The sequence below is a fragment of the Aeromonas sp. FDAARGOS 1410 genome, from assembly GCF_019048745.1.
GTDB lineage: Bacteria > Pseudomonadota > Gammaproteobacteria > Enterobacterales > Aeromonadaceae > Aeromonas > Aeromonas jandaei.
This window is the reverse complement of record NZ_CP077401.1, coordinates 1837661-1860598: the sequence shown is the minus strand read 5'-3', so window position 1 is coordinate 1860598 and position 22938 is coordinate 1837661. Positions and strand designations below refer to the sequence as shown.

General features: G+C 52.8%; 23 protein-coding genes, 2 pseudogenes and 1 riboswitch. Of the genes and pseudogenes, 12 read left to right on the top strand and 13 right to left on the bottom strand.

Annotated features, from left to right (window positions below; translation table 11 throughout):
- The first annotated feature begins 73 nt into the window (after window positions 1–73).
- Window positions 74–150, top strand: a riboswitch (Fluoride riboswitch).
- A 67-nt stretch (window positions 151–217) separates the two neighbouring features.
- On the top strand, window positions 218–601 hold the full coding sequence (gene crcB, locus I6L40_RS08940; protein WP_033116160.1) for a fluoride efflux transporter CrcB: 384 nt from the start codon (window positions 218–220) through the stop codon (window positions 599–601).
- An 11-nt stretch (window positions 602–612) separates the two neighbouring features.
- Entirely contained in the window at window positions 613–930 is a 318-nt protein-coding gene (locus I6L40_RS08935) for a DUF190 domain-containing protein (RefSeq protein ID WP_043851430.1), read from the top strand.
- Between the two features lie 892 nt (window positions 931–1822).
- Here the strand turns inward: I6L40_RS08935 and I6L40_RS08930 are convergent.
- From I6L40_RS08930 to I6L40_RS08920, 3 genes are all read right to left on the bottom strand, one after another.
- A complete protein-coding gene (locus tag I6L40_RS08930) occupies window positions 1823–2071 on the bottom strand; it encodes a hypothetical protein (RefSeq protein WP_071911913.1) in 249 nt (82 codons plus the stop codon).
- A gap of 27 nt (window positions 2072–2098) precedes the next feature.
- Entirely contained in the window at window positions 2099–2308 is a 210-nt protein-coding gene (locus tag I6L40_RS08925; protein WP_204378239.1) for a hypothetical protein, read from the bottom strand.
- 291 nt (window positions 2309–2599) lie between these two features.
- The gene (locus tag I6L40_RS08920) at window positions 2600–2941 is read right to left on the bottom strand and encodes a hypothetical protein (protein WP_071911915.1); all 342 of its coding nucleotides are present in this window, start codon (window positions 2939–2941) and stop codon (window positions 2600–2602) included.
- Between the two features lie 130 nt (window positions 2942–3071).
- On the opposite strand from I6L40_RS08920, the pseudogene I6L40_RS08915 reads away from it, so the two are divergent.
- Window positions 3072–3836 (top strand): annotated as a pseudogene (locus I6L40_RS08915) (IS5 family transposase); the annotation flags it as partial.
- A 105-nt stretch (window positions 3837–3941) separates the two neighbouring features.
- Here I6L40_RS08915 and I6L40_RS08910 read toward each other — a convergent pair.
- The 10 genes and pseudogenes from I6L40_RS08910 to I6L40_RS08860 all read right to left on the bottom strand — a co-directional run bounded on the left by I6L40_RS08910 (window position 3942) and on the right by I6L40_RS08860 (window position 12647).
- Window positions 3942–4808, bottom strand: a complete 867-nt coding sequence (locus I6L40_RS08910; RefSeq protein ID WP_071911917.1) for a hypothetical protein — start codon at window positions 4806–4808, stop codon at window positions 3942–3944.
- 980 nt (window positions 4809–5788) lie between these two features.
- The gene (locus tag I6L40_RS08905) at window positions 5789–6004 is read right to left on the bottom strand and encodes a DUF2247 family protein (protein WP_239693808.1); all 216 of its coding nucleotides are present in this window, start codon (window positions 6002–6004) and stop codon (window positions 5789–5791) included.
- Window positions 6005–6502: 498 nt separating this feature from the next.
- The gene (locus tag I6L40_RS08900; protein ID WP_071911926.1) at window positions 6503–6733 is read right to left on the bottom strand and encodes a hypothetical protein; all 231 of its coding nucleotides are present in this window, start codon (window positions 6731–6733) and stop codon (window positions 6503–6505) included.
- A 284-nt stretch (window positions 6734–7017) separates the two neighbouring features.
- Complete coding sequence (locus I6L40_RS08895) at window positions 7018–7242, bottom strand: hypothetical protein (protein WP_216995308.1); 225 nt, start codon at window positions 7240–7242, stop codon at window positions 7018–7020.
- 495 nt (window positions 7243–7737) lie between these two features.
- A pseudogene (locus I6L40_RS08885) lies at window positions 7738–8103 on the bottom strand (transposase); the annotation flags it as partial.
- A gap of 541 nt (window positions 8104–8644) precedes the next feature.
- Window positions 8645–9568, bottom strand: a complete 924-nt coding sequence (gene rluB / locus I6L40_RS08880) for a 23S rRNA pseudouridine(2605) synthase RluB (protein WP_042032448.1) — start codon at window positions 9566–9568, stop codon at window positions 8645–8647.
- Window positions 9561–10148, bottom strand: a complete 588-nt coding sequence (scpB, locus tag I6L40_RS08875) for an SMC-Scp complex subunit ScpB (RefSeq protein ID WP_033113297.1) — start codon at window positions 10146–10148, stop codon at window positions 9561–9563. Before scpB ends, rluB begins: the two co-directional genes overlap by 8 nt.
- A gap of 24 nt (window positions 10149–10172) precedes the next feature.
- Window positions 10173–11042 carry a ScpA family protein gene (locus tag I6L40_RS08870; RefSeq protein ID WP_216995307.1) on the bottom strand — a complete coding sequence of 290 codons (870 nt, stop codon included), beginning with the start codon at window positions 11040–11042 and terminating at the stop codon, window positions 10173–10175.
- A complete protein-coding gene (locus I6L40_RS08865; RefSeq protein WP_043851425.1) occupies window positions 11035–11655 on the bottom strand; it encodes an L-threonylcarbamoyladenylate synthase in 621 nt (206 codons plus the stop codon). The genes I6L40_RS08870 and I6L40_RS08865 overlap by 8 nt, the downstream gene beginning before the upstream one ends.
- A 110-nt stretch (window positions 11656–11765) precedes the next feature.
- A complete protein-coding gene (locus tag I6L40_RS08860; protein WP_216995306.1) occupies window positions 11766–12647 on the bottom strand; it encodes a PHP domain-containing protein in 882 nt (293 codons plus the stop codon).
- A 448-nt stretch (window positions 12648–13095) separates the two neighbouring features.
- Between I6L40_RS08860 and I6L40_RS08855 the strand changes: the two genes are divergently transcribed.
- From I6L40_RS08855 to I6L40_RS08810, 9 genes are all read left to right on the top strand, one after another.
- The gene (locus I6L40_RS08855; RefSeq protein WP_216995305.1) at window positions 13096–14730 is read left to right on the top strand and encodes an anthranilate synthase component 1; all 1635 of its coding nucleotides are present in this window, start codon (window positions 13096–13098) and stop codon (window positions 14728–14730) included.
- Window positions 14723–15322 carry an aminodeoxychorismate/anthranilate synthase component II gene (locus I6L40_RS08850; protein WP_005359135.1) on the top strand — a complete coding sequence of 200 codons (600 nt, stop codon included), beginning with the start codon at window positions 14723–14725 and terminating at the stop codon, window positions 15320–15322. The genes I6L40_RS08855 and I6L40_RS08850 overlap by 8 nt, the downstream gene beginning before the upstream one ends.
- 15 nt (window positions 15323–15337) lie before the next feature.
- Window positions 15338–16366, top strand: a complete 1029-nt coding sequence (gene trpD, locus I6L40_RS08845; RefSeq protein ID WP_216995304.1) for an anthranilate phosphoribosyltransferase — start codon at window positions 15338–15340, stop codon at window positions 16364–16366.
- Window positions 16366–17874: a bifunctional indole-3-glycerol-phosphate synthase TrpC/phosphoribosylanthranilate isomerase TrpF gene (trpCF, locus tag I6L40_RS08840; RefSeq protein ID WP_216995303.1), complete on the top strand. Its 1509-nt coding sequence runs from the start codon at window positions 16366–16368 to the stop codon at window positions 17872–17874. The genes trpD and trpCF overlap by 1 nt, the downstream gene beginning before the upstream one ends.
- Window positions 17875–17950: 76 nt before the next feature.
- Window positions 17951–19144: a tryptophan synthase subunit beta gene (gene trpB, locus I6L40_RS08835; protein ID WP_005347359.1), complete on the top strand. Its 1194-nt coding sequence runs from the start codon at window positions 17951–17953 to the stop codon at window positions 19142–19144.
- On the top strand, window positions 19141–19947 hold the full coding sequence (trpA, locus tag I6L40_RS08830) for a tryptophan synthase subunit alpha (protein WP_042032437.1): 807 nt from the start codon (window positions 19141–19143) through the stop codon (window positions 19945–19947). The genes trpB and trpA overlap by 4 nt, the downstream gene beginning before the upstream one ends.
- A gap of 905 nt (window positions 19948–20852) precedes the next feature.
- Window positions 20853–21608 (top strand): hypothetical protein, encoded by a 756-nt coding sequence (locus tag I6L40_RS08820; RefSeq protein WP_216995302.1) that lies wholly within the window; start codon window positions 20853–20855, stop codon window positions 21606–21608.
- 141 nt (window positions 21609–21749) lie between these two features.
- On the top strand, window positions 21750–22001 hold the full coding sequence (locus tag I6L40_RS21150; RefSeq protein ID WP_156852227.1) for an HNH endonuclease: 252 nt from the start codon (window positions 21750–21752) through the stop codon (window positions 21999–22001).
- A gap of 2 nt (window positions 22002–22003) precedes the next feature.
- The gene (locus I6L40_RS08810) at window positions 22004–22336 is read left to right on the top strand and encodes a hypothetical protein (protein ID WP_156852228.1); all 333 of its coding nucleotides are present in this window, start codon (window positions 22004–22006) and stop codon (window positions 22334–22336) included.
- Window positions 22337–22938: the final 602 nt, after the last annotated feature.

Below are 22938 nucleotides of genomic sequence, written 5' to 3'. Positions count from 1 at the left end.
CGACCCGCTTGCCACCATGGCTGGCCGACAAGACCAAACCGCGGCTCGACTTTTTCTCTGCGAAAGATACAATCCATGCACTGGAGATGGCATTCCTCCACATGCATACGCACACAAACCGCCGTTGTGGCTAATGATGCCTACGTTTCAGTCCAGGTCAGGGCTGCGTAGCATATGCACCACTGTCCTGGAGTCTCTGCACTAAAGGACGATTTATATGCTTAATTCGATTCTTGCCATCAGCGTTGGCGCCTCGTTCGGTGCCATATTTCGCTGGCTACTCGGCACATCCCTGAACGCTATCTTTCCAACCCTCCCGCTGGGCACTCTCGTGGCAAACTTGCTGGGAGGCTATCTGATCGGGATCGCTATCGCTTTCTTTTCCGCAAACCCCAATCTCCCCCCTGAATGGCGGCTGCTGGTGATCACCGGTTTTCTCGGCGGGTTGACCACCTTTTCAACATTCTCTGCTGAAGTCACTTCATTACTGCAGGCCGGTCGATTGGCCTGGGCAGGTGGGGCGATTTGTGTCCATGTACTGGGTTCGCTGGCTATGACTCTTGCCGGCATGTGGTCAATGTCAATGCTGCAACGGATGTGACAGGAGTATCTATGCAAGGCTATCAATTAACATTTTACACTCGCCAGGATCGCTCAATCGAGGGTCAACCATTGGCACAATGGCTGGTCGAGCAGGCTAAAGAGCTCGGTATTCAGGGGGCCACCCTGTTGGCTGCCAATGAAGGACTTGGGCATGATCGGCGTCTGCACTCGGCTCACTTTTTCGAACTGTCAGACCAGCCATTGGAAGTGACGTTTTCCGTCACTGACAACGAGGTAAACCTCATATTCGACCTGCTAAAGAAACACAACACGAGTGTGTTTTATACCTTGATGCCCATAGAGTTCGGGATGTCTGGCGATCGCTAATCTGGTAATCAAATCGCTATATCGCCTCTTATCTGGCATAAGAGGCGATATCGAAACCCACTTTTGGGGCTACCCCCCTGCATAGCAAGCACCACAGCACATCCGCCCACTATCAGCAGCATCGGCATCACGAATACCGCAGGATCGGAGGCAGTTGCCACTCCGCCATTAGGCTATCGACTCTTCCACCACGTCTCGGATTATTTCACTGGTGATACGGCGGACAAAAATTCGTTACATGGATGCAAAAGTCATCTCGGCAGATGGGAATCAGGTTGAACGACCAGCTTGCCAGCATGGCAGGCCGATAAAATAAAACACCGGCGCTAGGCCGGTATCTGGTGATGACTATGTCTTTACACCCCGCTAATACGCGTTAACAACCATAATAAAAGAGCATGAAAAATGACACCAAATAACATAATCTAGAAAGCCAAATTAAAACCGAAGAACTAGAAAACTCATATTTCAAAGTCAATTCGTTTAAAAAGGAAAAATCACCTACCTCATGACTTCTAACATACTGCAACCTACAATGAAAAAACAATAAAATAACACAAAAAAAGCCGACACAATAAGAAATAATTCGTTGATGAGGCTCACCATTAACCCATGACAAAGCTAATCCCATAGCACATGATATAAAAAAGAATATAGATGCCAGATTAGTCAGCCAACAAGACTTAAACATCACGCTATCCATAAACAAAAACACAGATCTAGAATCATTAAATTTTAATTTATTCCTAACATAAAAAACACCTGACAAAAAAATCAGCAAAACAAGAAAGGTTATCATTCCTGATGCAAACAATATCTTCATACGACCTTCCTTTTAACATGCATTAAAAAATATGGGTGCAAAATAATCCTCCTAATCGAGACTACGGCCCTAGCCTTTCTGTTTCTGTCGCTCTTGTAATTTGTGTTTGAGCCAAAGACCAATACCCAACACGGTTCCTCCTGCGAGAGCTTTATCTAAAGAGCCATATAAAAAATCATCCAAGTCAAATATAAAAATACCAGTTTTAAAATATACCACAACTAATACCAGCGCATTACCAAAAACATCAAGAAAAATCATAAAAATATTACTTAATATAATAAATTTGATGAGATCCCAGAGGTTAATTTTTTTCATTTTTTTCTCCGCACCATCAAGGACGTGTCAAAAAGGTGGGTGTCCCGGATTATCTTCTGGAATTTCTGGCCAAGTCTCCAGTCGAAGAATTATTTCAGAATCCTCTACAATAGAATCAAAAAAACTTGACAGACTCATCGCATGAGTTCTTATTCTAAATAGAGCCGATTGCATTGCAAGATCATCATGTTTTTCTTTGGCTATGCCCAGCAAGTTAACTTGTTCCTCAATAGGCATAGATATTTTACAAATCTATCATCTAGCTCACCCCCATAATCGATGAATAGATCATTCTTATCTACTGAGTTATGAGATTTCTCCCCCTGTATATATAAAAAATTTCCCTTGATGCTGTCAAAGGGAAAATTTATTTTCATTTTGTCAATCTCCGCCCTTCTTTAATTGCAGATTTTGTCTTCGAGTCATTGTAAGAACCGTCAGTATTTAGGACAGCTTTGACTCTTCCTTTGCTATCAAAACTTCAATGTGATCTTTATGTAATCCACAAAAAGGTGGGGGTCCCGGATTTCAATAAAAATCCGGATCTATGCTGCCTTCAGCTTTCAGGATCTCAAGGAACCGCTTATAAGCTGTTTCGTCATATTCTCGAAGATCATCGAGTAAATTCTCTTCAATTAATGATTTGTGATGAATCCCTGAATAGTAGTAGATAAAGCCATCGGGTACGGATGGTTCAATAATATCAACACTATCAATAACCTTACCTGTTATGCGATAAGGAACTAAGCCACCACTATTTTTAGGTAAACCAAGCAATATTGTTTCAGTGCAGGAGCCATCCACAGACAAAACCCAGTAAATACCAAATATGTCAATGATATGCCCACTAATTTGGCTTTTAATCTTCATTCCCCCCCCCCCCCAAAGATGGGCCTGGCTGTAACTCAGAACGTTTAGGCGTAACGATTTTCATATCATATGCTTTATTAGTCACTGAGTGGATAAGCGATTAGGAACGATTAGGACACCCACCTTTTGTACCGACCAGACCATCTGTACCTTCCTGATGCTCAAGGGGATTTTTAACCTCACTCTGCGGGCCACTCAGGGGCTACTCGACTCCCTGTTCGAGTTGATGAATGTACCGTTGTGCGCACCGGACTACAGTTGTGTCAGCAAGCGCGCTCGCACGGTGAAAGTGGCCTATCGACAACCCGCCAAGGGGCGTATCATCGACCTGGTTATCGATTCGACCGGCCTGAAGGTATTTGGTGAAGGCGAGTGGAAGGTCAGAAAACACGGCTCGGAGAAGCGGCGAGTCTGGCGCAAGTTGCATCTGGCGGTAGACCCGGTGACCCACGATATCGTGGCGGCGGAAGTCTCGCTGGAAAATGTCCATGATGCCGAGGTGTTGCCCACCTTGCTCAACCCTCTGCGGCGTAAGCTGGGACATGTTTATGCGGATGGCGCCTATGACAGCAAAGCCAGCCATCAGCTTATCTCGCGCAAAGGGGCAACAGCCTGTATCCCGCCTCGCAAAAACGCGGGGTTATGGAAAAAAGGACACGCAAGAAATGACGCGGTGCTGGTGATGTGCAAGGAAGGACTGGCGCACTGGAAGAAGATATCTGGGTATCACCGTCGCTCACTGGCAGAGACAGCGATGTATCGGTTCAAGCAGTTGTTGGCGGGGAAAATCAGTCTGCGTAACTACAACGGCCAAGTGGGAGAAGTCATGGCGTATGTAAGCACCATAAACAAGCTGAATACCCTTGGTCTACCAGTCAGAAAGCCCCGAGTGTAGCGGTCACTAGGAGCTGGGGAAGTCATGACTTGCTCGTTGATATGGGCAACAACGCCGATTATCTCCTAACCGAACCTGCGACCTTGGTACTTCCAGAATCTACTATTAACTAAAGAAATTGTTGTACGCCATCTCAACTTTTATAGCCACATCATCCGGTTCAAAAAACAAATTTTCCAGTGCGGCTGAGTCAACAAATAACAGATTGTTCGAAATGGAAAGTGATGACTGGCCGATCTGTTGACGAACTTTTAAGATGGCAACAACCTCTAATGGCAATAAATCAAAAGGTGGGCTTTTAAATTCTGGATCCCATCCCCCCCCTTTATCTTCAGAGTTGGCTAAGTGATATTTACATACCTCTTCAATTATACTGGGGAAATTTTCCTCATCGTCCCAATTGTCGATTACCTTCTGGTAAACCCCTATATTTATAGGTTCAGGTAAAGGAGATACAATCCGTCCCGAATAGACAGAGTAAAGCCACAACATGAACGGTTCGAATCGGCACGTTTTCTGATAATCAGGATCAACAGCACCATTCATAGTCAACATTCCTCCAAGAATATCAGCGACCGATTCAGCTAAATCATGTCGATCCGCTACAATAAATGCTGCCAACAAACAACTAGCACTAGTCAACTGATTCGTCAGGTTAGGGACACTTCTAATGCCCTTAAGAAACCTCGTTGTGGAGAAAACCTTTACTCTAAGCCTCAACGCCCAGTAACGGTAAATAATCGCGCGGGATATGTCCTCCCAACCAGAGCTATCCCCGCCATAGATAGCTACCTCTCCCTTAATACCGTGATAGATCGCCAACATCCCCAACGAGTCAGGCACATTCTCGAGGCCCACCAATGAGTCACAAGCAAGATCTTCATCAAGGTATTCAAGCTCTTGGGCTACCATACTACTCATCTGAGCAAGCCAAGTCTGATGCTGATCAAGGATTCTCTCAATTTTACTCATCCTATATGCCCTCTTGTATCCACATAGTATCAATTACAAAAAGGTGGGTGTCCCGGATTATCCCTTCCCTAGATTCCCCCTTCAAATATCAGAATCCCTTTAGCTTTAATAATCGAGCCCCCCACATCACTACACCAACAAAACTCCCAACACCAAAACTAATCTGACAGATTATAAAAAAATTATCTATTGTAAAATTAACAGGTATACCTCTAAAATAAAAAAACAATAGCTCGCCTGCAACATATAGAGTAAAAGAAGTCAAAAAAATAGAGGTGACACTTAACGCAACAAAAAAAATCAGAAGCGTAAACGTATTGTTCTTCCTCATTGTTTGCTACCCTTTTGCGAAGATTTTTGTTCAATATATTTCCCGCTTAGCTCTGCCCCCAAGCCATCTCCAATATCACCTGTTGTCAAAAAGGTGGGTGCCCCAGATTTATTCCTGCTCATAAGAGTAGTTACCAGACGTAGCAACTACCTCTGTCGTCTGTCTCATAACGCCAAGAGCGAATGACCCCTTTGTCATCAACCAGTACGGAGTATTTACACTGTTTCATCCAAGTAAGATAATATCTTTTCCATGAACTTTCATAGACTACTTTATCTGCAAACCTTTTTTCTTTATTAGAGTAAATTGGAGCCCAAAAAAGACTATGTGGATTTTTGTAATGTCTTTCAAAGGCATCTCCAATCACCTCATTCAACCCCCCTTCCCAGGTTGAATATGATGGAGCACATCCTGATAATCCAATGGAATAAAAAAAACATGACAACAAGTACTTTATTGATCACCAACATCCTGAGCCCCTTAAACTATATTGATTTACTTATCACACAACGCACTATATTTAATTAGTAACGCAGGGGGAATTGAACCTATATTTCCAAAAAGGTGGATGTCCCAGAGTCCCGCTCGCACACAGGGTGAGCGAGTAAGTTGCCTGATAATAACGGCAACTGATTTCGCGAGGGCCCGATTACGCTTTGCTAATCGGGCCTGCGGTCTTTGAAATAAGACTAGCCATTTCTTTACTCAACCATTCCCTATGGCTATTCATAACCATTTTTAAGTTTTCATCAGAATAGTATACATCAGGATAAATAGCGTTTCCTACACCTTGAATAATATTTTGACTATTTTTTTCTTCTCCCCACCCTACCCAAAACTCGTTTAGCGCAAGTAATGCATACATATAGTCTTCTGGCAAAGAATCTAATGTGCTCTCTAAGCAAAACAATTTCCATTTCTTTTTGCCAAATAGAGGTCAACCTCACTAATTTGACATACTTGCTCTAGCAAATAAAGAGTTTCATTCGTAATCTCAGTACAACAAGATAATTCAGCAACCAAAGGAAATAATGAATCTGAATTATCAATTAACATTAGGCGATCACATGGATAATCACTAAGTGTTGTGCATGATAATTTGCCTATTGGTAAACCTCTACAGCCAAAGTAGATAACGCCCCAATCCGCAATGCCCATCTTATTAGTTTTATTAAAAACGTTATTAATCATGGTTTTGTAGGTATCCCATTCACAGTTCCGTTCGGCACAAAAATTCTATCAAAAAGGTGGGAGTCCAAGATCCCAGTAACATAGCCGAGCCAATACCGCTAAAATCGCTCCTTTATTAACCGAAAGCCCCTATGCGCGATAGCCCGATTACACTGCTCTAATCGAACCGGCCCTACATCTGTCGAATCTCTGATAGTAAGATCCAAAATTCTTTTTCTATCATTTCGAACTCTGGCCCATCCTCCATCGCTATCAGCGATAACAACGCCATATTTAAATTCTCTGTGAGGGAGAGCTCTGGATCCTGATAAATACTAAATGCCTCTTTTGATATTTTAAAAACATCAAATCCACCGACAGCTGTTTTTTCAAGCCTATCGGCCACTACGTTTCCTAGAGTCATTGTTGTCCCCAACTCTTCAATTCAGCTCCCGTTGGAAGGTAATGCTGAGCGTCAACTGGTTGTCCATTGATACTCTTTGGGTGGACACGAATTACACTTCCTGAATGATCATAACTCTCCATCCATTGCCTCGTATTGCCGGTTTTTGGATCAAACTCTGTAACAAAAGAAGCCCCTCAGGTAGCACCTTCCAAAAAGGTGGGTGTCCCAGATTATCTTCGCACTACCATACTTATCTAACCAGTTTGTTATTTGTTTATTTCAAAATTCATATATACTTTATCTCACTGTTTTTTCACTTTTTTAAAAAGAGAGACGACAAAAAAATATATTGATATCGATGTTCCCGCTATAAAGCCAAATATAACAGCCCGTTCAACCTCTCCTTTAGGAACAAGAAGCTCGCCTTCTTTAAAATAAAAAAATATGGAATTTGTCCCTCCGATTAAAAAACATAAAAGGACACAAAAAAAACATGAGTAAAGCCATAACCCAAGATAATACTTCATTTCATGACCTCTTTTTTCAACTCTCTCTAAAAGCAACTTATTAGAGTACCCAGTAAAAAACTCACCACGAAAACAACGATTAGGACGCCCACATTTTGTAGCAAGCCACTATCGAACAGCTTGCAGGCATTATAAGGGGGTATGCATTCGAACTGATGCCTGCAAAAGTCCACTGGAGGGAGAGATTTTCAGGTTTGGAAAGCAACCGCCCCTGCACAACCATTTACTGGACTATGTGCAATACCCGGAGCTATCAGCAGGGTAAATGCAAAGCAATCAAATCCGTGATTGATGGCATCGCCGCTGGCCACAGTGGCGGGCAAACTGCTGACATTGATCTCTGCCTCCCACCACGCTGATCCCTTGTCGCCTGAATAGCGCCACCTGTTTCAACCAGAGAACACCATCAAGGCCCAACCGTTCCAGAATGGGTCCAAGTTGAGCCGGAATATGACCCCGCTTGTCGGGCCGAATAGCACGGCCTGTCTAATCAAGCGAGTCGATAACCAAATCGGTAATACGTTCTTTTTGGGGGATACGATAAGCCACGGTCACCGTGCCTGCACGCTTGCTGGCATAGCTATAGTCCTGTGCGTACAACGGCACATTCATCAACTGGAGCAGAGAGTCGAGTAGTCCCTGAGTGGCCCGCAAAGTGAGGTTGAAAATCCCCTTGAGCATCAGGAATGTACAGATGGTCTGGTCAGTATCAAGCTGGCTGCGGCCCCATCGTCCGTAATGGCTTTGGTGAAACCAATTGTTCATTGCCTCGGTGTCAACCCATAAGGTGAGTGAACCACTGTTGAGCAAAGACTTGTTATATTGAGGCCAGTTGGTGATGGGGTGAAGCGACGCGCCCATAATGCAGAGTTGAAGAGGATGGCGGGATCAGATCACCAAGTTATCAGTTAGTTCCATTCAAGCTGTATCGATTTGGGCAACAACGCCGCAAACAGAGCTAATTCTAGCAAATAGCTACCGCAGTCCCTGAGCATATTTAATTGCTCGGCGACACTGCTGTAAGCCCAATAACAGTGAGACGCCCCTTCGGCGCGAGTCATGTATCACTATTGGCAAGCAGAACTCTTCAACGAAAAACTCATGCATCCGGCATGAAAAGCTGCGCTTGGAACCCGGCCATATTATTCACCAATCCATCCGGTGTTGTGAATAAAAAAGAACCGTTTATCTGTTAACTGAGCCACAAAAAATAACCATGAAACAAGAAAAACGTTTTCTCATTGAGATCAACAAATAAGCGCTTTTATTGATAAAAAGCCAAATAAATATTTATTTGTCCAGGTAGTTATATTGTTAAGGATATAAAAAAGCCCGCACCAGTTGGTGCGGGCTTTTTGGCAATTTTGCACGCCTATCAGTGTGCTTCACTGATAAACGGCGCTTATTTGCTGCCGGTGCCGGAGTTGCGGGTAGAAGCTTGCGGCTTGCGACGGGCGGTGGTGGCACGGGCACGCGGCTCTTTACCTTGCAGCTCCTTGTGGCGCTTGACGGCTCGACGGATCTGGGCGGCCTGCTTGTGGCGGCTGCTCTTGCCATCCTGCTGCAGATCGACCTTGGATTCGGTCTCCGGCGGCAGGTTGACCAGACCGCGCAGGTAGTTCACTTCCGGCAGTTTCAGCTCTTGCCAGCCGCCGCGCGGGATAGCACGATCCAGCTTGACGTCGCCGTAGCGGATCCGCATCAGGCGGCTCACCTGCACTTCCTGGGATTCCCACAGGCGGCGCACTTCACGGTTGCGACCTTCGGTCAGGGTAACGTTGAACCACTGGTTCAGACCTTCGCCGCCAGCCGGCTTGATCTTGTTGAACTTGGCCATGCCATCTTCCAGCTGCACGCCCTTGCGCAGGCGCTGCAGCATGGCTTCGGTGATTTCGCCAAACACGCGCACCGCGTATTCCCGCTCCACTTCGTGGCTCGGGTGCATCAGGCGGTTGGCCAACTCACCATCGGTGGTGAACAGCAAAAGACCTGAGGTGTTGACGTCGAGGCGACCGACCGCAATCCAGCGGGCCCCTTCCATCTTGGGCAGGCGATCAAACACGGTAGGACGACCTTCCGGATCGTGACGGGTACACATCTCCCCTTCCGGCTTGTGGTAAGCCAGCACGCGGCAGATCACTTCCTCTGCGGCACGGGTCTTTACCTGGTGACCATCCACCCGGATCACGGCGTTCACTTCGACGCGATCCCCCAGCGTGGCGACCTTGCCATCCACACTGACCCGACCTGCGGTGATCAGGGCCTCCATCTCACGACGGGAGCCGTGACCCGCGCGGGCCAACACTTTTTGCAGTTTTTCACTCATCGGGGTTACCTGATTGTTGATCGCTGCCCGTAAACATGGCGGACAACGGGGGTTGCAGCTCGGGATCCAGCTCGGGGAGCTGCTCCAGACTCTGCAGATTAAAGTAATCCAGAAATGCTCTGGTGGTGGCGAGCAGCTCGGGGCGACCCGCCACCTCTTTGTGGCCTATGCTGCGCACCCAGCCACGATCTTTCAAGGTATTCACTATCTGGCTTGAGACCGCGACCCCGCGGATCGCTTCGATCTCGGCCCGGGTGATGGGTTGACGATAGGCGATCAGCGTCAGCGTCTCCATCACGGCGCGCGAGTAGCGGGGCGCCCGCTCGCTCCAGAGCCGCGAAAGCTCTTCGGCATAATCCTGACGAGCCTGAAAGCGCCAGCCGGAGGCCACTTCCTTGAGCTCGACGCCCCGTTCGCTGTAATCCTGTTTGAGCTCCGCCAGCAGCAGTTGCACGTAGCGGGTGGTGACCGGATAGTCGGCCAGCACGCTGCCTTTGAGCTCGCTGACGTTGAGCGGACGCCCGGCGACAAAGAGGGCCGCCTCGATCAGCGTCTTTAATCGTTCAGCTGGCAGCGCCATTGGGCGTTCCTCGCAAAAGCCATCTCAATGGGCAAGTCCACGCTCCCCCTCCTCGCTCTGGCTGGCCAGGGCAAAATGGATTGGACCCAGAGGCTCGGCCTGCAAAATCCAGATCAGCTGCTCCTTGCACAGCTCCAGCAGCGCCAGAAAGGTCACCAGCACGCCCATGCGCCCCTCTTCGGCACGCAGCACCTGCTCAAGACGCAGGGTCTGGCCCAGCGAGAGCATGGCGAGGATCTCCGCCATGCGCACCCGGGTCGGGATCTGTTCGCGGCGGATCTGGTGATGCTCAAAATGAGTCGCGCGTTTTACCACACTTTGCATGTAAAGGGCGAGCTCAACCAGCGAAACATCGGGCGCCAGCGGCTTGAGATCGCCAAAATCAGGCGGCAGGGCGGCCGCGATAAAGATCTCCCGCTCCACCCGTGGCAGCTCGCTGACCCGCTCCGCACCTACCTTGTAGCGCTCGTACTCCTGCAACCGACGAATAAGGGTGACACGGGGATCTTCCCCCTCCTCTTCATCCTCCAGCTCGGGGGCCTTGGGCAGCAACAGGCGGGATTTGATCTCGGCCAGCCAGGCCGCCATCAGCAGATATTCGGCCGCCAGCTCCAGATTGAGCCCCTGCATCAGCTCCACGTACTCCATGTACTGGGCGGTGATCTGCAGGATCGGCAGATTGAGGATATCGAGCTGCTGACGCCGGATGAGGTAGAGCAGCAGATCGAGCGGCCCCTCGAAGGTATCGAGGAACACCTCCAGCGCATCGGGCGGGATGAACAAGTCCTGGGGCAGCTCGTGGTAGGGCTGCCCCAGGACTTTCGCGATGGGAGGTGTGACGCCCGCGCCGTTACCGCCGGTGCTGGTCGTCACAGGATCTGCGGTATCACTCAAACGGGGTCGGGTCTCCGGCACCGCGACGACGCACTACCGGGTCGTCGTCGGAGAAGTCCACGACAGTGGTGGGCTGCTCGCCCAGATAACCGCCGTTGACCACCAGATCGATCTGCTTGCCCAGCTTGTCGTAGATCTCCTCCGGGTCGAACTCCGCCATCTCGGAATCCGGCAGGATCAGCGAGGTGGAGAGCAGCGGCTCACCGAGGGCTTCCAAGAGCGCCTGAGCAATCCTGTTGTCCGGCACCCGGATACCGATGCTCTTCTTCTTCTCGTTCATCAGGCGGCGCGGCACCTCTTTGGTCGCCTTGAAGATGAAGGTGTAGGCACCCGGGGTGTTGTTCTTGATCAGGCGAAACGCGCCGTTATCGACCTTGGCGTAGGTGGCGATCTCGGAAAGATCGCGGCACACCAGAGTGAAATCGTGGTTGGCGTCGAGACGACGGATGCGGCAGATGCGCTCCAGCGCCCCCTTGTCACCCATGTGGCAGCCCAGCGCATAGCCTGAGTCGGTCGGATAGACGATAACGCCACCGTTCTGGATGATCTGCACCGCCTGGCTGATCAGACGCGCCTGCGGGTTTTCCGGATGTACGTAAAAGTGCTGACTCATACCTTGTTCTCGCAATGGGGGCAGCAACATCTGCCCGCTTGATGGCCATGGAGCCGGGCTCCACGGCACTCACTTACAATTCTGCTTTAAAATTCGTCTCTTGCCGCCGGTCAGCGGCTGGCCACCAGAGCCGCATGCTCTTCCTGACTCAGCCCGAAGTGATCGGGAGAGACCAGCCAGAGCGGCGTCCCCTCTTTGGGTAGCCAGAGGTGGCGGCCCAGCTCGGTCCAGTTGGAGGGGAAGTGAAAATCGGACCCCACCGAAATGGCCAGACCATATTCGTTCGCCCACTGGCCCAGATTGGCCCGCTCCTGCGGACTCTGCTGGGGCAGCGAGACCTCCATGGCATCGCCGCCTGCCGCCTTGAAGGCCACCAGCAACCGCTTGATCCACTTGGCGGTGAGATCGTAACGGCTGGGATGGGCCAGCACCGCCAGCCCGCCCGCGGCGTGAATCGCAGTGATCGCCTCTCCCATCTCGGGCCACTGGGCAGGAGCATACCCCTTGTTGCCCCGGCTCAGGTACTTCTTGAATACCTTTTGCATGTTGTCGGCCACCCCGCGCGCCACCAGCACCCGGGCAAAGTGGGCTCGGGTCACGGCGGCATCACCGGCAAGCGCTTTGGCCTCTTCATAAGTGCCGGGGATGAGGCACTTCTCCAGACGGCGCCCGATCTCCTGCGCGCGCTCTTCGCGGCGGGCCTGCTGGCCGGTCAGAAAGTCGGTCAGCTGCGGATTTTTTTCATCCACCCCCAGCGCCACAATATGGATCTCGTGATGCTCCCAACCGGTGGAGATCTCGACCCCGTTCACCAGTCGCAGCGGCAGCTGCTCGGCGGCGATGGTGCTGCGTGCCTCATCAAGGCCGGCAAGGGTGTCGTGGTCAGTGATCGCTAACACCTCGACCTCTTTTTCGGCAGCGCGGCGCACCAGTTCGGCGGGGCTCAGCACGCCATCCGAAGCGGTAGTATGACAGTGAAGATCGAATCTCATCGGGTTATTCCGCTCTCGTGGTCAGGTCACCATTCATGAAAAATCGGTGAAAGAAGGCTAAAAAGCGACTTGACTTGGCCGCGGCTTTATCGTTTTCTGTAGGCACTTCATTGCAAACATCTTTTTACAGGACTTTATCATGCAAACGACTTCCATCCTGACCATTTGGTGGTGGCACACTCCCTGACATGCGGGCGTGTGGTCGTTGCTGTACCTGTAAACTTACAGCAAATTAAGAACCCAAAGAAAAAGCCCGCTGACCCCAGCGGGCTTTTTTATTATCCGGCAAATGGAGCTGTGATGAAACCGAGAATTCAGACAAGCGTAATGACCAGGCGATGGCGCCCCTGCTGAAACCGCCAGAACCCACCTCATTTTCAAGGCACTTTTTCAAGGTATTAGACGTCATGAACATCGGTAACACGCATCACACGCAAGGGAACGCACTATGACAGCCACACACCGCCTTCCTCTGGGTGAATTCGATACCCTCAAACTCAACGCCCCCTATGTGGCCGATCCGCTGGCACTCTACAGCGAGTTTTGCCAGGAGCGCCCCAACACCCTGCTGCTGGAATCGGTCGAGATCGACTCCAAGGCGGGCAAACAGAGCCTGCTGCTGGTCGATGCCTGCCTGCGCATCGAGTGCCGCGGCCGCACCGTGCGGGTACGCAGCCTCAATGACAACGGCGCCCAGTTGCAGAGCCTGCTGACCGAGCGTCTGCCCGCCGCCGTTATCCAGAGCCTGGTGGCCGGCGAGCTGCAGCTCGACTTCCCGGCCTCCGATCGGGAGCAGGATGAAGATTCCCGCCTCAAGGGGATCAGCGTGCTGGACGTGCTGCGCACCCTGCAGCGGGAGCTCGATTGCCAGCTCGGCAAAGAGGCGCTGTTTATGGCGGGCAGCTTTGCCTACGACCTCATCGCCTCTTTTGAAGATCTGCCCGAGGTGCCGGAAGGGAGCAACGACTGCCCCGACTACTGCTTCTACGTGGCCGAAACCCTGATCACCATCGACCATATCGAGCGCACCACCCAGCTGATTGCCTGCATCTTTGGCGGCGACAGCGACGAAAGCCGGGTGGAGGACAGATACCACCGCCTGAGCGAGCGTCTCGGCCAGTTCAAGCAAGCCTGCCAGCAGGCGCCACAACAGGAGCCGGCAACCCCGGCCCTCACCGGCGGCATCAGCGTGGACAAGAGCGACAAGCAGTTCTGCGCCGAGGTGGAGAAGCTCAAGGGCTTTATCCGCCGCGGCGACATCTTCCAGGTGGTGCCGTCCCGCTGCTTCTCACTGCCCTGCCCCAGCCCCATCGCCGCCTATCGCCGCCTCAAACAGACCAACCCCAGCCCCTACATGTTCTACGTGCAGGATGAGGGCTTCACCCTGTTTGGCGCCTCGCCGGAGAGCGCGGTGAAGTTCTGCGCCACCAGCCGCGATGTGGAGATGTACCCCATCGCCGGTACCCGCCGCCGCGGCTTCAACCCCGATGGCAGCATCAACCGGGATCTCGACGGCCGCATCGAGCTGGAACTGCGTCAGGACGAGAAAGAGGTAGCCGAGCACCTGATGCTGGTAGATCTGGGCCGCAACGACATCGCCCGCATCTCGGAGCCCGGCACCCGCTACGTCAAGGAGCTGCTGAAAGTGGATCGCTACAGCCACGTGATGCATCTGGTCTCCAAGGTGGTCGGCACCCTGCGCGCCGACCTTGACGCCCTGCACGCCTATCAGGCCTGCATGAATATGGGCACCCTCACCGGCGCCCCCAAGATCCGCGCCAGCGAGCTTATTCGCATGGTGGAAGGCAAGCGCCGCGGCAGCTACGGCGGCGCGGTCGGCTACATCAACGGTGCCGGCGAGATGGATACCTGCATCGTCATTCGCTCTGCTTTCGTGAAAGATGGCGTGGCCCACGTACAGGCCGGTGCCGGGGTGGTCTATGACTCCAAGCCCCAGGCCGAAGCGGACGAAACCCGTGCCAAGGCGGCCGCCGTGCTGGCCGCCATCGCTGCCAGCCATGGCACCTCCCTGCAAGCCCTGAGCGCCCAGCAGGAGCAACATAAGGACGTGAGCCATGACTAACATCTTCCTGCTCGATAACTTCGACTCGTTTACCTACAACCTCGTCGACCAGTTCCGCTCCCTCGGCTATCCGGTGCGGATCTACCGCAACAGCCTGCCGGCCAGCCGCATCATGAGCGAAATCGCTGCCTGTGAAGGGGACGCAGTGCTGGTGCTCTCGCCGGGCCCGGGCGCCCCCCATGAGGCGGGTTGCCTGATTGACCTCATCAAGCTGGCCCGTGGTCAGGTGCCCATCCTCGGCATCTGCCTCGGCCATCAGGCCCTGTGCGAAGCCTACGGCGGCACCGTCGGCGCGGCGGGCGAGATCGTCCACGGCAAGCGCTCGCTGATTGAGCACAACGGCCACGGCGCCTTCGCCGGTCTGCCGAGCCCGCTGCCGGTAGCCCGCTACCACTCGCTGGTTGCCACCTATGTACCGGAAGAGCTGACGGTGATTGCCCACTATCAGGGCATGCCTATGGCCATCGAGCAGCAGGATGAGCGGGTGCTGGGCTTCCAGTTCCACCCGGAATCCATCATGACCTCGGAAGGGGCCCGCCTGCTGACTCAGGCGCTCGCCCATATCACCCGTCCAGAAAGCAGCGTGCGGTAAGGTAAGGAGACCAACATGCATCATCATCTCAACACCCTCTATCAGGGTCAGTCTCTGAGCCGTGAAAGTACCCGCGACGCCTTCGGTCAGGTGGTACGTGGCGAAGTGGACCCCATAGTTCTCGCCAGTTTATTGACCGCTCTCAAGATCAAGGGGGAGACCCCGGAGGAGATCGCCGGCGCCGCCGAGGCCCTCTTGGCAGAAGCGCGCGACTTCCCGCGTCCGGACTATGAATTTTGCGACATCGTCGGCACCGGTGGCGATGGCCTCAACACCATCAACGTCTCCACCACTTCGGCGCTGGTCGCCGCCGCCTGCGGCCTGAAAGTGGCCAAGCACGGCAACCGCTCAGTCTCGAGCAAGTCGGGTTCGAGCGATCTGCTCGACAAGATGGGCATCAAGCTCGACATGAGCCCGGCACAGGCGCGCCGCTGTCTGGACGAGCTCGGTATCTGCTTCCTGTTCGCCCCCCAGTATCACGCCGGGGTGCGCCACGCCATGCCGGTGCGTCAGGCCCTCAAGACCCGCACCCTGTTCAACGTGCTGGGGCCGCTTATCAACCCCGCTCGCCCCACCTATCAGCTGATGGGAGTCTATGCCCCCGAGCTGGTGCGCCCCATCGCAGAAACCCTGCTGGCACTGGGGCTGAAAACCGGTATGGTGGTGCACGGTGCCGGGCTGGATGAAATTGCCATCCACGGCCCGACCCAGGTGGCCCAGATCCGTGACGGCGAGATCCGCGAATTTATGATCACCCCGGCTGACTTTGGCCTCGAGACCTATCCGGTCAGCGCCATTCAGGGCGGGGAACCGGAAGAGAACCGCGCCATCACCGCCGCCATTCTGGAAGGGCGCGGCACCCCGGCCCACAACGCCGCCATCGCCGCCAACGTGGCACCGCTGCTGCTGATGGCGGGCAAGGCGAAGGATCTCAAGAGCGCGGCGGCCGATGTGCTGGCGGTGCTGGCGAGCGGCAAGGCAGCGGATCTGGCTGCTCGGCTGGCTACTCTGAGCCATCAGGAAGCGGGCCATCAGGAGGCATGATGTCAGCCACCACGTTGCACAACAGTCATTCAGAACGCCCGCAGGGCAAGAGCCAGCTTCGCAAGGATAACGAGATGTCAGACCTTATTGCCCCCCATGCTTTTCTGAACATGGCCTCCATCAGCCAGACCATTCTCGGCAAGATCGTGGCGGCCAAGCAGGAGTGGGTCGCCGCCCGCAAACTGGCCCAGCCGCTGGAGAGCTTCCAGAGCGCGCTGACCCCAAGCGATCGGGATTTCGTCGGCGCGCTCAAGGCGGGCTCCACCCGCTTTATTCTGGAGTGCAAGAAGGCCTCCCCCTCCAAGGGCTTGATCCGCGACGATTTCAGCCCGGAGGCAATCGCCGACATCTATGGCAAATACGCCACCGCCATCTCGGTGCTGACCGACGAGAAGTTCTTTCAGGGGGATTTCGCCTTCCTGCCGCGGGTGCGCAGCCGCGTCAGCCAGCCGGTGCTCTGCAAGGATTTCATGATTGACCCCTATCAGGTCTATCTGGCCCGCCACTATCAGGCGGACGCCATCCTCTTGATGCTCTCGGTGCTCACCGACGAGGGCTATCGCGCCCTGTTCGCGGTGGCCAAAGAGCTGGGTCTTGGCGTGCTGACCGAGGTGAGCAACGAAGAAGAGCTGAGCCGCGCCATCGCGCTGGGAGCGCCGGTGATTGGCATCAACAACCGGGATCTGCGCGACTTGAGCGTCGATCTCGCCCGCACCAAACAGCTGGCCAAAGACATTCCAAGGGATCGGGTGGTGATCAGCGAGTCCGGCATCAACCACCGCGCTCAGGTGGCGGATCTGCGCCACCACGCCAAGGGCTTTCTGGTGGGCTCATCTCTGATGGCCGAGCCGGATCTGGAGGCTGCGGTGCGCAAGCTGGTACTGGGCCAGAACAAGGTGTGCGGCCTGACCCGCGCCGAGGATGCCGCCACCGCCCATCAGGCGGGTGCGGTATTTGGTGGCCTTATCTTTGTAGCCAAAAGCCCGCGCTATGTGGACATCCCCGCCGCCCGCGCCGTGATGGCGGGCGCGCCGCTCTCCTATGTGGGGGTATTTCGCAACGCCCAGCCCGCCACCATCGTCAAGACGGTGGAGGCGCTGAGGCTCGCCGCAGTACAGCTGCACGGGGATGAAGATGCCGCCTATATCGAGGGACTGCGCGCGCTGCTGCCGGCTGGCTGCCAGATCTGGAAGGCGGTAGGCGTCTCTCTCGGCAAAGAAAGTGGCGAACCGCTGCCTGCCCTCGACTACCCGGCCGATCGGCTGCTGCTGGATACCAAAGTAGGCAGCCAGAGCGGCGGCACCGGTCAGGCATTTGACTGGGCCATGCTGGCCACGCTCGACAAGAGCAAACTGATGCTGGCGGGCGGCCTTAATCCCGACAACGCCCTGCAGGCGGCGCAAGTGGGCTGCCTCGGTCTTGATTTCAACTCCGGGGTGGAGAGTGCCCCGGGCCAGAAGGATGCGCACAAGATTGCAACCGCCTTCGGCGCTCTGCGCCAACTGTGAAAGAGCGCTGCGAACCAGCTAAATACATGCACCAAATGAATGAATCGCTTAAGCCTATAAATACAAGGAATAGTCTATGACCCTGCTCAACCCGTTTTTCGGTGAATTTGGTGGCATGTATGTGCCCCAAATCCTTATCCCGGCCCTGCTCCAGCTGGAGAAAGCCTTTGTCGATGCCAAGGATGATCCGGCCTTTATCGCCGAGTTTCAGTCCCTGCTGACCGAGTATGCCGGTCGCCCGACCCCGCTCACCCTGACCCGCAATCTGACCAAAGGCACCAAGACCCGCCTCTATCTGAAGCGCGAAGATCTGCTGCACGGCGGCGCCCACAAGACCAACCAGGTGCTGGGTCAGGCGCTGCTGGCCAAGCGGATGGGCAAGAGCGAGATCATCGCCGAGACCGGTGCCGGTCAGCACGGCGTCGCCACTGCCCTGGCCTGCGCCCTGCTCGGCCTCAAGTGCCGGGTCTATATGGGTGCCAAGGATTGTGAGCGCCAGAAGCCCAACGTCTTTCGCATGAAGCTGATGGGCGCCACCGTCATTCCGGTGCACTCCGGCTCGTCCACCCTGAAAGATGCCTGCAACGAGGCGCTGCGCGACTGGGCTGCCAACTACGAGTCGGCCCACTACCTGCTCGGCACCGCCGCCGGTCCGCACCCCTTCCCCACTATCGTGCGGGAGTTCCAGAAGATGATCGGCGAAGAGGCCAAGGCCCAGTGCTTCGAGAAAGAAGAGCGCTTGCCCGATGCGGTGATCGCCTGCGTCGGCGGCGGATCGAACGCCATCGGCATGTTTGCCGACTTTATCGATGAGCCGTCGGTGCGCCTCATCGGCGTCGAGCCGGGTGGTCACGGCATCGAGAGCGGCGAGCACGGTGCACCACTGGGTCACGGCAGCAAGGGGGTCTTCTTTGGCATGCACTCCTACCTGATGCAGGACAATCAGGGCCAGATTCAGGAGTCCTACTCCGTCTCGGCGGGGCTCGACTTCCCCTCCGTCGGCCCGCAGCACGCCCATCTGGCCGCCATCGGCCGCGCCGAGTACCCCTCGGTGACAGACAAGGAGGCGCTGGACGCCTTCCAGGAGCTGGCCAAATCCGAAGGGATCATACCGGCACTGGAGTCCTCCCACGCGCTGGCCCACGCCCTCAAGATGGCCCGCAGTGAACCGGAAAAAGAGCAGGTGCTTATCGTCAACCTCTCCGGCCGTGGCGACAAAGATATCTTCACCGTCGCTGACATTTTCGAGAAAGAAGGAACCTTGTCATGAACCGTTACGCACAACTCTTCTCCCGTCTGGACGCGGCCAATCAGGGCGCCTTTGTGCCGTTCGTGATGCTGGGTGACCCGACTCCCGAATTGTCGCTGGCCATCGTCGATGCGCTGGTCGCAGGGGGCGCCGATGCCCTCGAACTCGGCATTCCCTTCTCCGATCCGGTAGCGGATGGCCCCACCATTCAGGGCGCCGCTCTGCGCGCTTTTGCCAGCCACACCACCCCGGACGACTGCTTCGAGCTGCTTGGCCGCATCCGCGCCAAGTACCCGCAGCTGCCCATTGGCCTGCTGGTCTACGCCAACCTGGTTTATGTGCGCAAAATCGATGGCTTCTACGAGAAGTGCCAGCAGGCGGGCGTGGATTCGGTGCTGGTCGCCGACGTGCCGGTGCAGATGTGCGCCCCCTACAAGGCGGCCGCCGACAAGTTCGGCATCGACAGCATCTTTATCGCCCCGCCCAATGGCGACGCCGAGACCCTGAAACAGGTAGCGGAGCTCGGCAATGGTTACACCTATCTGGTGAGCCGCGCCGGTGTCACCGGTGCCGAGACCAAGGCCGGCATGCCGGTGGAAGGTCTCATCAATACCCTGCGCGAGTTCAATGCCCCCCCCGCCCTGCTCGGCTTTGGCATCAGCGAACCGGCTCAGGTGCGTGAAGCGATCGCCGCTGGCGCCGCCGGTGCCATCTCCGGCTCCGCCGTGGTGAAGATCATCGAGACCCACCACCAGAACCCGGAACATATGCTGACCCGCCTGAAAGAGTTTGTGGAAGGGATGAAGGCCGCGACCAACCGATAAGGGGCGGCATGGGTCAAAATGCCATTGGCCGTGAGTGATCCGGCTGCGTATCCACATTACGCATAGCAGCCATCGTTGCATCACCGCATCAAAGGGAGCCTGACCGGCTCCCTTTCTTTTTATCTCGCTTGTACCCGCTAACAGCTCCCGACATGTTGCTCCCATCTCCCTCGTTGATCCCCTCGCCCTCTGGGAGAGGGTTAGGGTGAGGGGCCTGACACATTGCTAGCCAAACCAGCGGCTAACCCAAAGCACAACCGATGACTAATTTGTTGATCCAACACAGATTCCCACCAAAACCCGCTTCTCAACACTCAGCCCTCGCCCTTAAGATAGCCAAACGACAATCAACCTCTCGGAAGGACGCCATGACAGCGATTGTTGCTATCTCGCAGGTTAAAAGCAGCAGGCTGGGAGCTGTCACTCAGGGCGGTAGCGTGGTTTATGTAGGCTGCTGCAGCGAGTAGCAAAGCCCAACAGGCAAGCATTATTGCGCCAACCAGATCGGGATAAACAAGGATGTGGTAGATCGGTACAACAGATTTACAGATATATTCGCGGTAAACGTTGGGCTTCACTTCGTTCAGATCCAACCTACGATTTTTAGCCCAACATACGCGATGTTTAAGAGTGATTCGCAACGCGTGGCATTTTTACTATACGTTGATTTTAGTGATTAAGGTGGTGTGCGGCGGCATCGGTATTGCGTACCTCATATTTCTGGGGAAATCAGGACACCCACCTTTCTGAGCAAGACGCTGTATAGTCAGCACACAAAAAGGGGGGGCCTAAACAGCTCCCGCAACACGCGGTTGATCATGTGGTGAGATTGATTACGAATATGCTCATTCAACACAAAATAAAGAGCGTTAAAGCAACGACTCTGATGTGTGTCGGGGACGAAAATGAATTTTAAAAAATTTTGGCGTTGGATGATACCACTCGCTATTTTATTTATCATCATCCTATCTTGCACTGCCTCTGACATTGTGAGTTGGCAGGAAGAGGTCGTGCTGCACGATGGTAGCAAGATCATGGTTGATAGATCCCAGAGTTATGGTGGCCGCCGCGAACTAGGACAATCGCCTCCTATAAAGGAGCAAACGATTTCATTCGTCATACCTAATACTAATGAATATATTTCATGGAAGAATGAGTATGGGAATGATATCAAGAGAGCAAATTTCACTCCACTTGCCCTTCATATATTAAATGGGGTGCCATATATTATATCAACAACCACATCATGCCTTTCTTACAATAAATGGGGTAGGCCTAATCCCCCTTATGTTATTTTTAAATTCCATAGTAAAGCATGGCAACGTATTTCGCTGGAAGAACTTCCCATTGAATTGAATAGCATAAATTTAGTGATAATCACCAAGTCTAATGAGAAAACTCTACTGGATGAATCCCCAATCAATCCAGTGGTAATGAAGGAAATAAATAGAGATATCAATCAACCTGAATTGAATGGCATTCTGAGAAAACCAGTTTATACAGGTGATTGCTCAGTCATGATCCACGATGGAAAAGGGAATTGGAGTAGTGATGATTCATTTAAACGCCAACCAGATATTGACGCTTGTTTAAATTATTGCAAACGAGAAGGGTACGATGCTAAACATTGCCCTTGCAATCAGATTTTTGGAGAAAAATAAAATTGATAGTAACATACAATATGCACTGATGGCGGGGCGTGCCTACCAAAGTACCCGTGGAAACGATAATTTATTTCCCGAGGGAAATCAGGACACCACCTTTCTGAGCAAGACGTCACATAGCCAGAATCACAGAGATGGGTGTCCAAGTTTTTATTGAGAGACAAATATACATGTCAGGTGTGTAGCTACAAAGTAAAAATTAACGAAACTTATGTAATTGACTGCCACCATACTAATCCTTTAGCTACTACAGGGGAAACTAAGACAGAACTCGACACTTTAGTTTGCTTGTGTCCAAACTGCCATCGAGTCGCTCATCTAAAGAGCCCGCCCTATACCGTCTTGGAATTAAAAGAGTTGATTGTTCCCTCACAAAGAAATTCAAGGTAGCTATGAAGTTAGAGATTGCCAATAGATATAAAACTGACTTTCTTATTCTTCTCGAAGAAGAATATGGTTATCGCTGTTGGTTTTGGTTTCCCGATATGCACCTAGTGGAATTAGAGTCATGGTGGCGGAATCTGGAAAGTGTAGATCCATATTTTATGACACCAGAACCATTACCTGGCGATCTTTATAAAGTGGAAACTGAAGACGAGTTTTATCTGTTCTGTGAATTAGAATCATCTTCAAAATATCATTTTGCACACATTCATTGTGATGACGATAGTGTTTTAGTTCAACCAGACAAAACTAAGATATTTCATAAAGGCTATGAAAGTTAGAAAAAGGATTTACATTAACTGAAACCGAGGTTATAGAAATCAGATACAACATTGTCTTCATGGTCCTTCCAGCTTCAGTAAAAATGCAGATGGATGAATCTAGAGACTATCCAGACCTACATCTAGAATATGCTTTAGAACAATCAAAAACGGCAAACTTTGAGTTCTGTGACGGTTCATAAAATTAGTTAAAGTCGTTCACTCCGCTCACTCTAGACAGGCTAACGCCAGCCCATTAACCAAACGTTAGGTATTCACTATGCTTCGTAGAGTCATTGATACCATAAATAGAATCGCCGGTTCAAAACCATCCAAACCTGAAAGTAAACCCACACACACCAGAGAACAATTAATTCAATGGGCAACGGGGTGTATGTGGGAGGGTTTGCCAGACTCATTTTATTCCGCATGGGTCGAATACAGCAGGTCGGCAAGCAATGAGATTTCTCTCTCTTATAAATGCATCCTTGTTGAGGGCTCTGAAGTTACAACATTCCAACCGGCTGACGACCTTTATCCAGCTCAATGTATCGAGCAGCTTAGTTCTTACCTCGATGCATCAAAGAGAAACTGGAAATCATGCAAAATTGAGTTCAACCCCC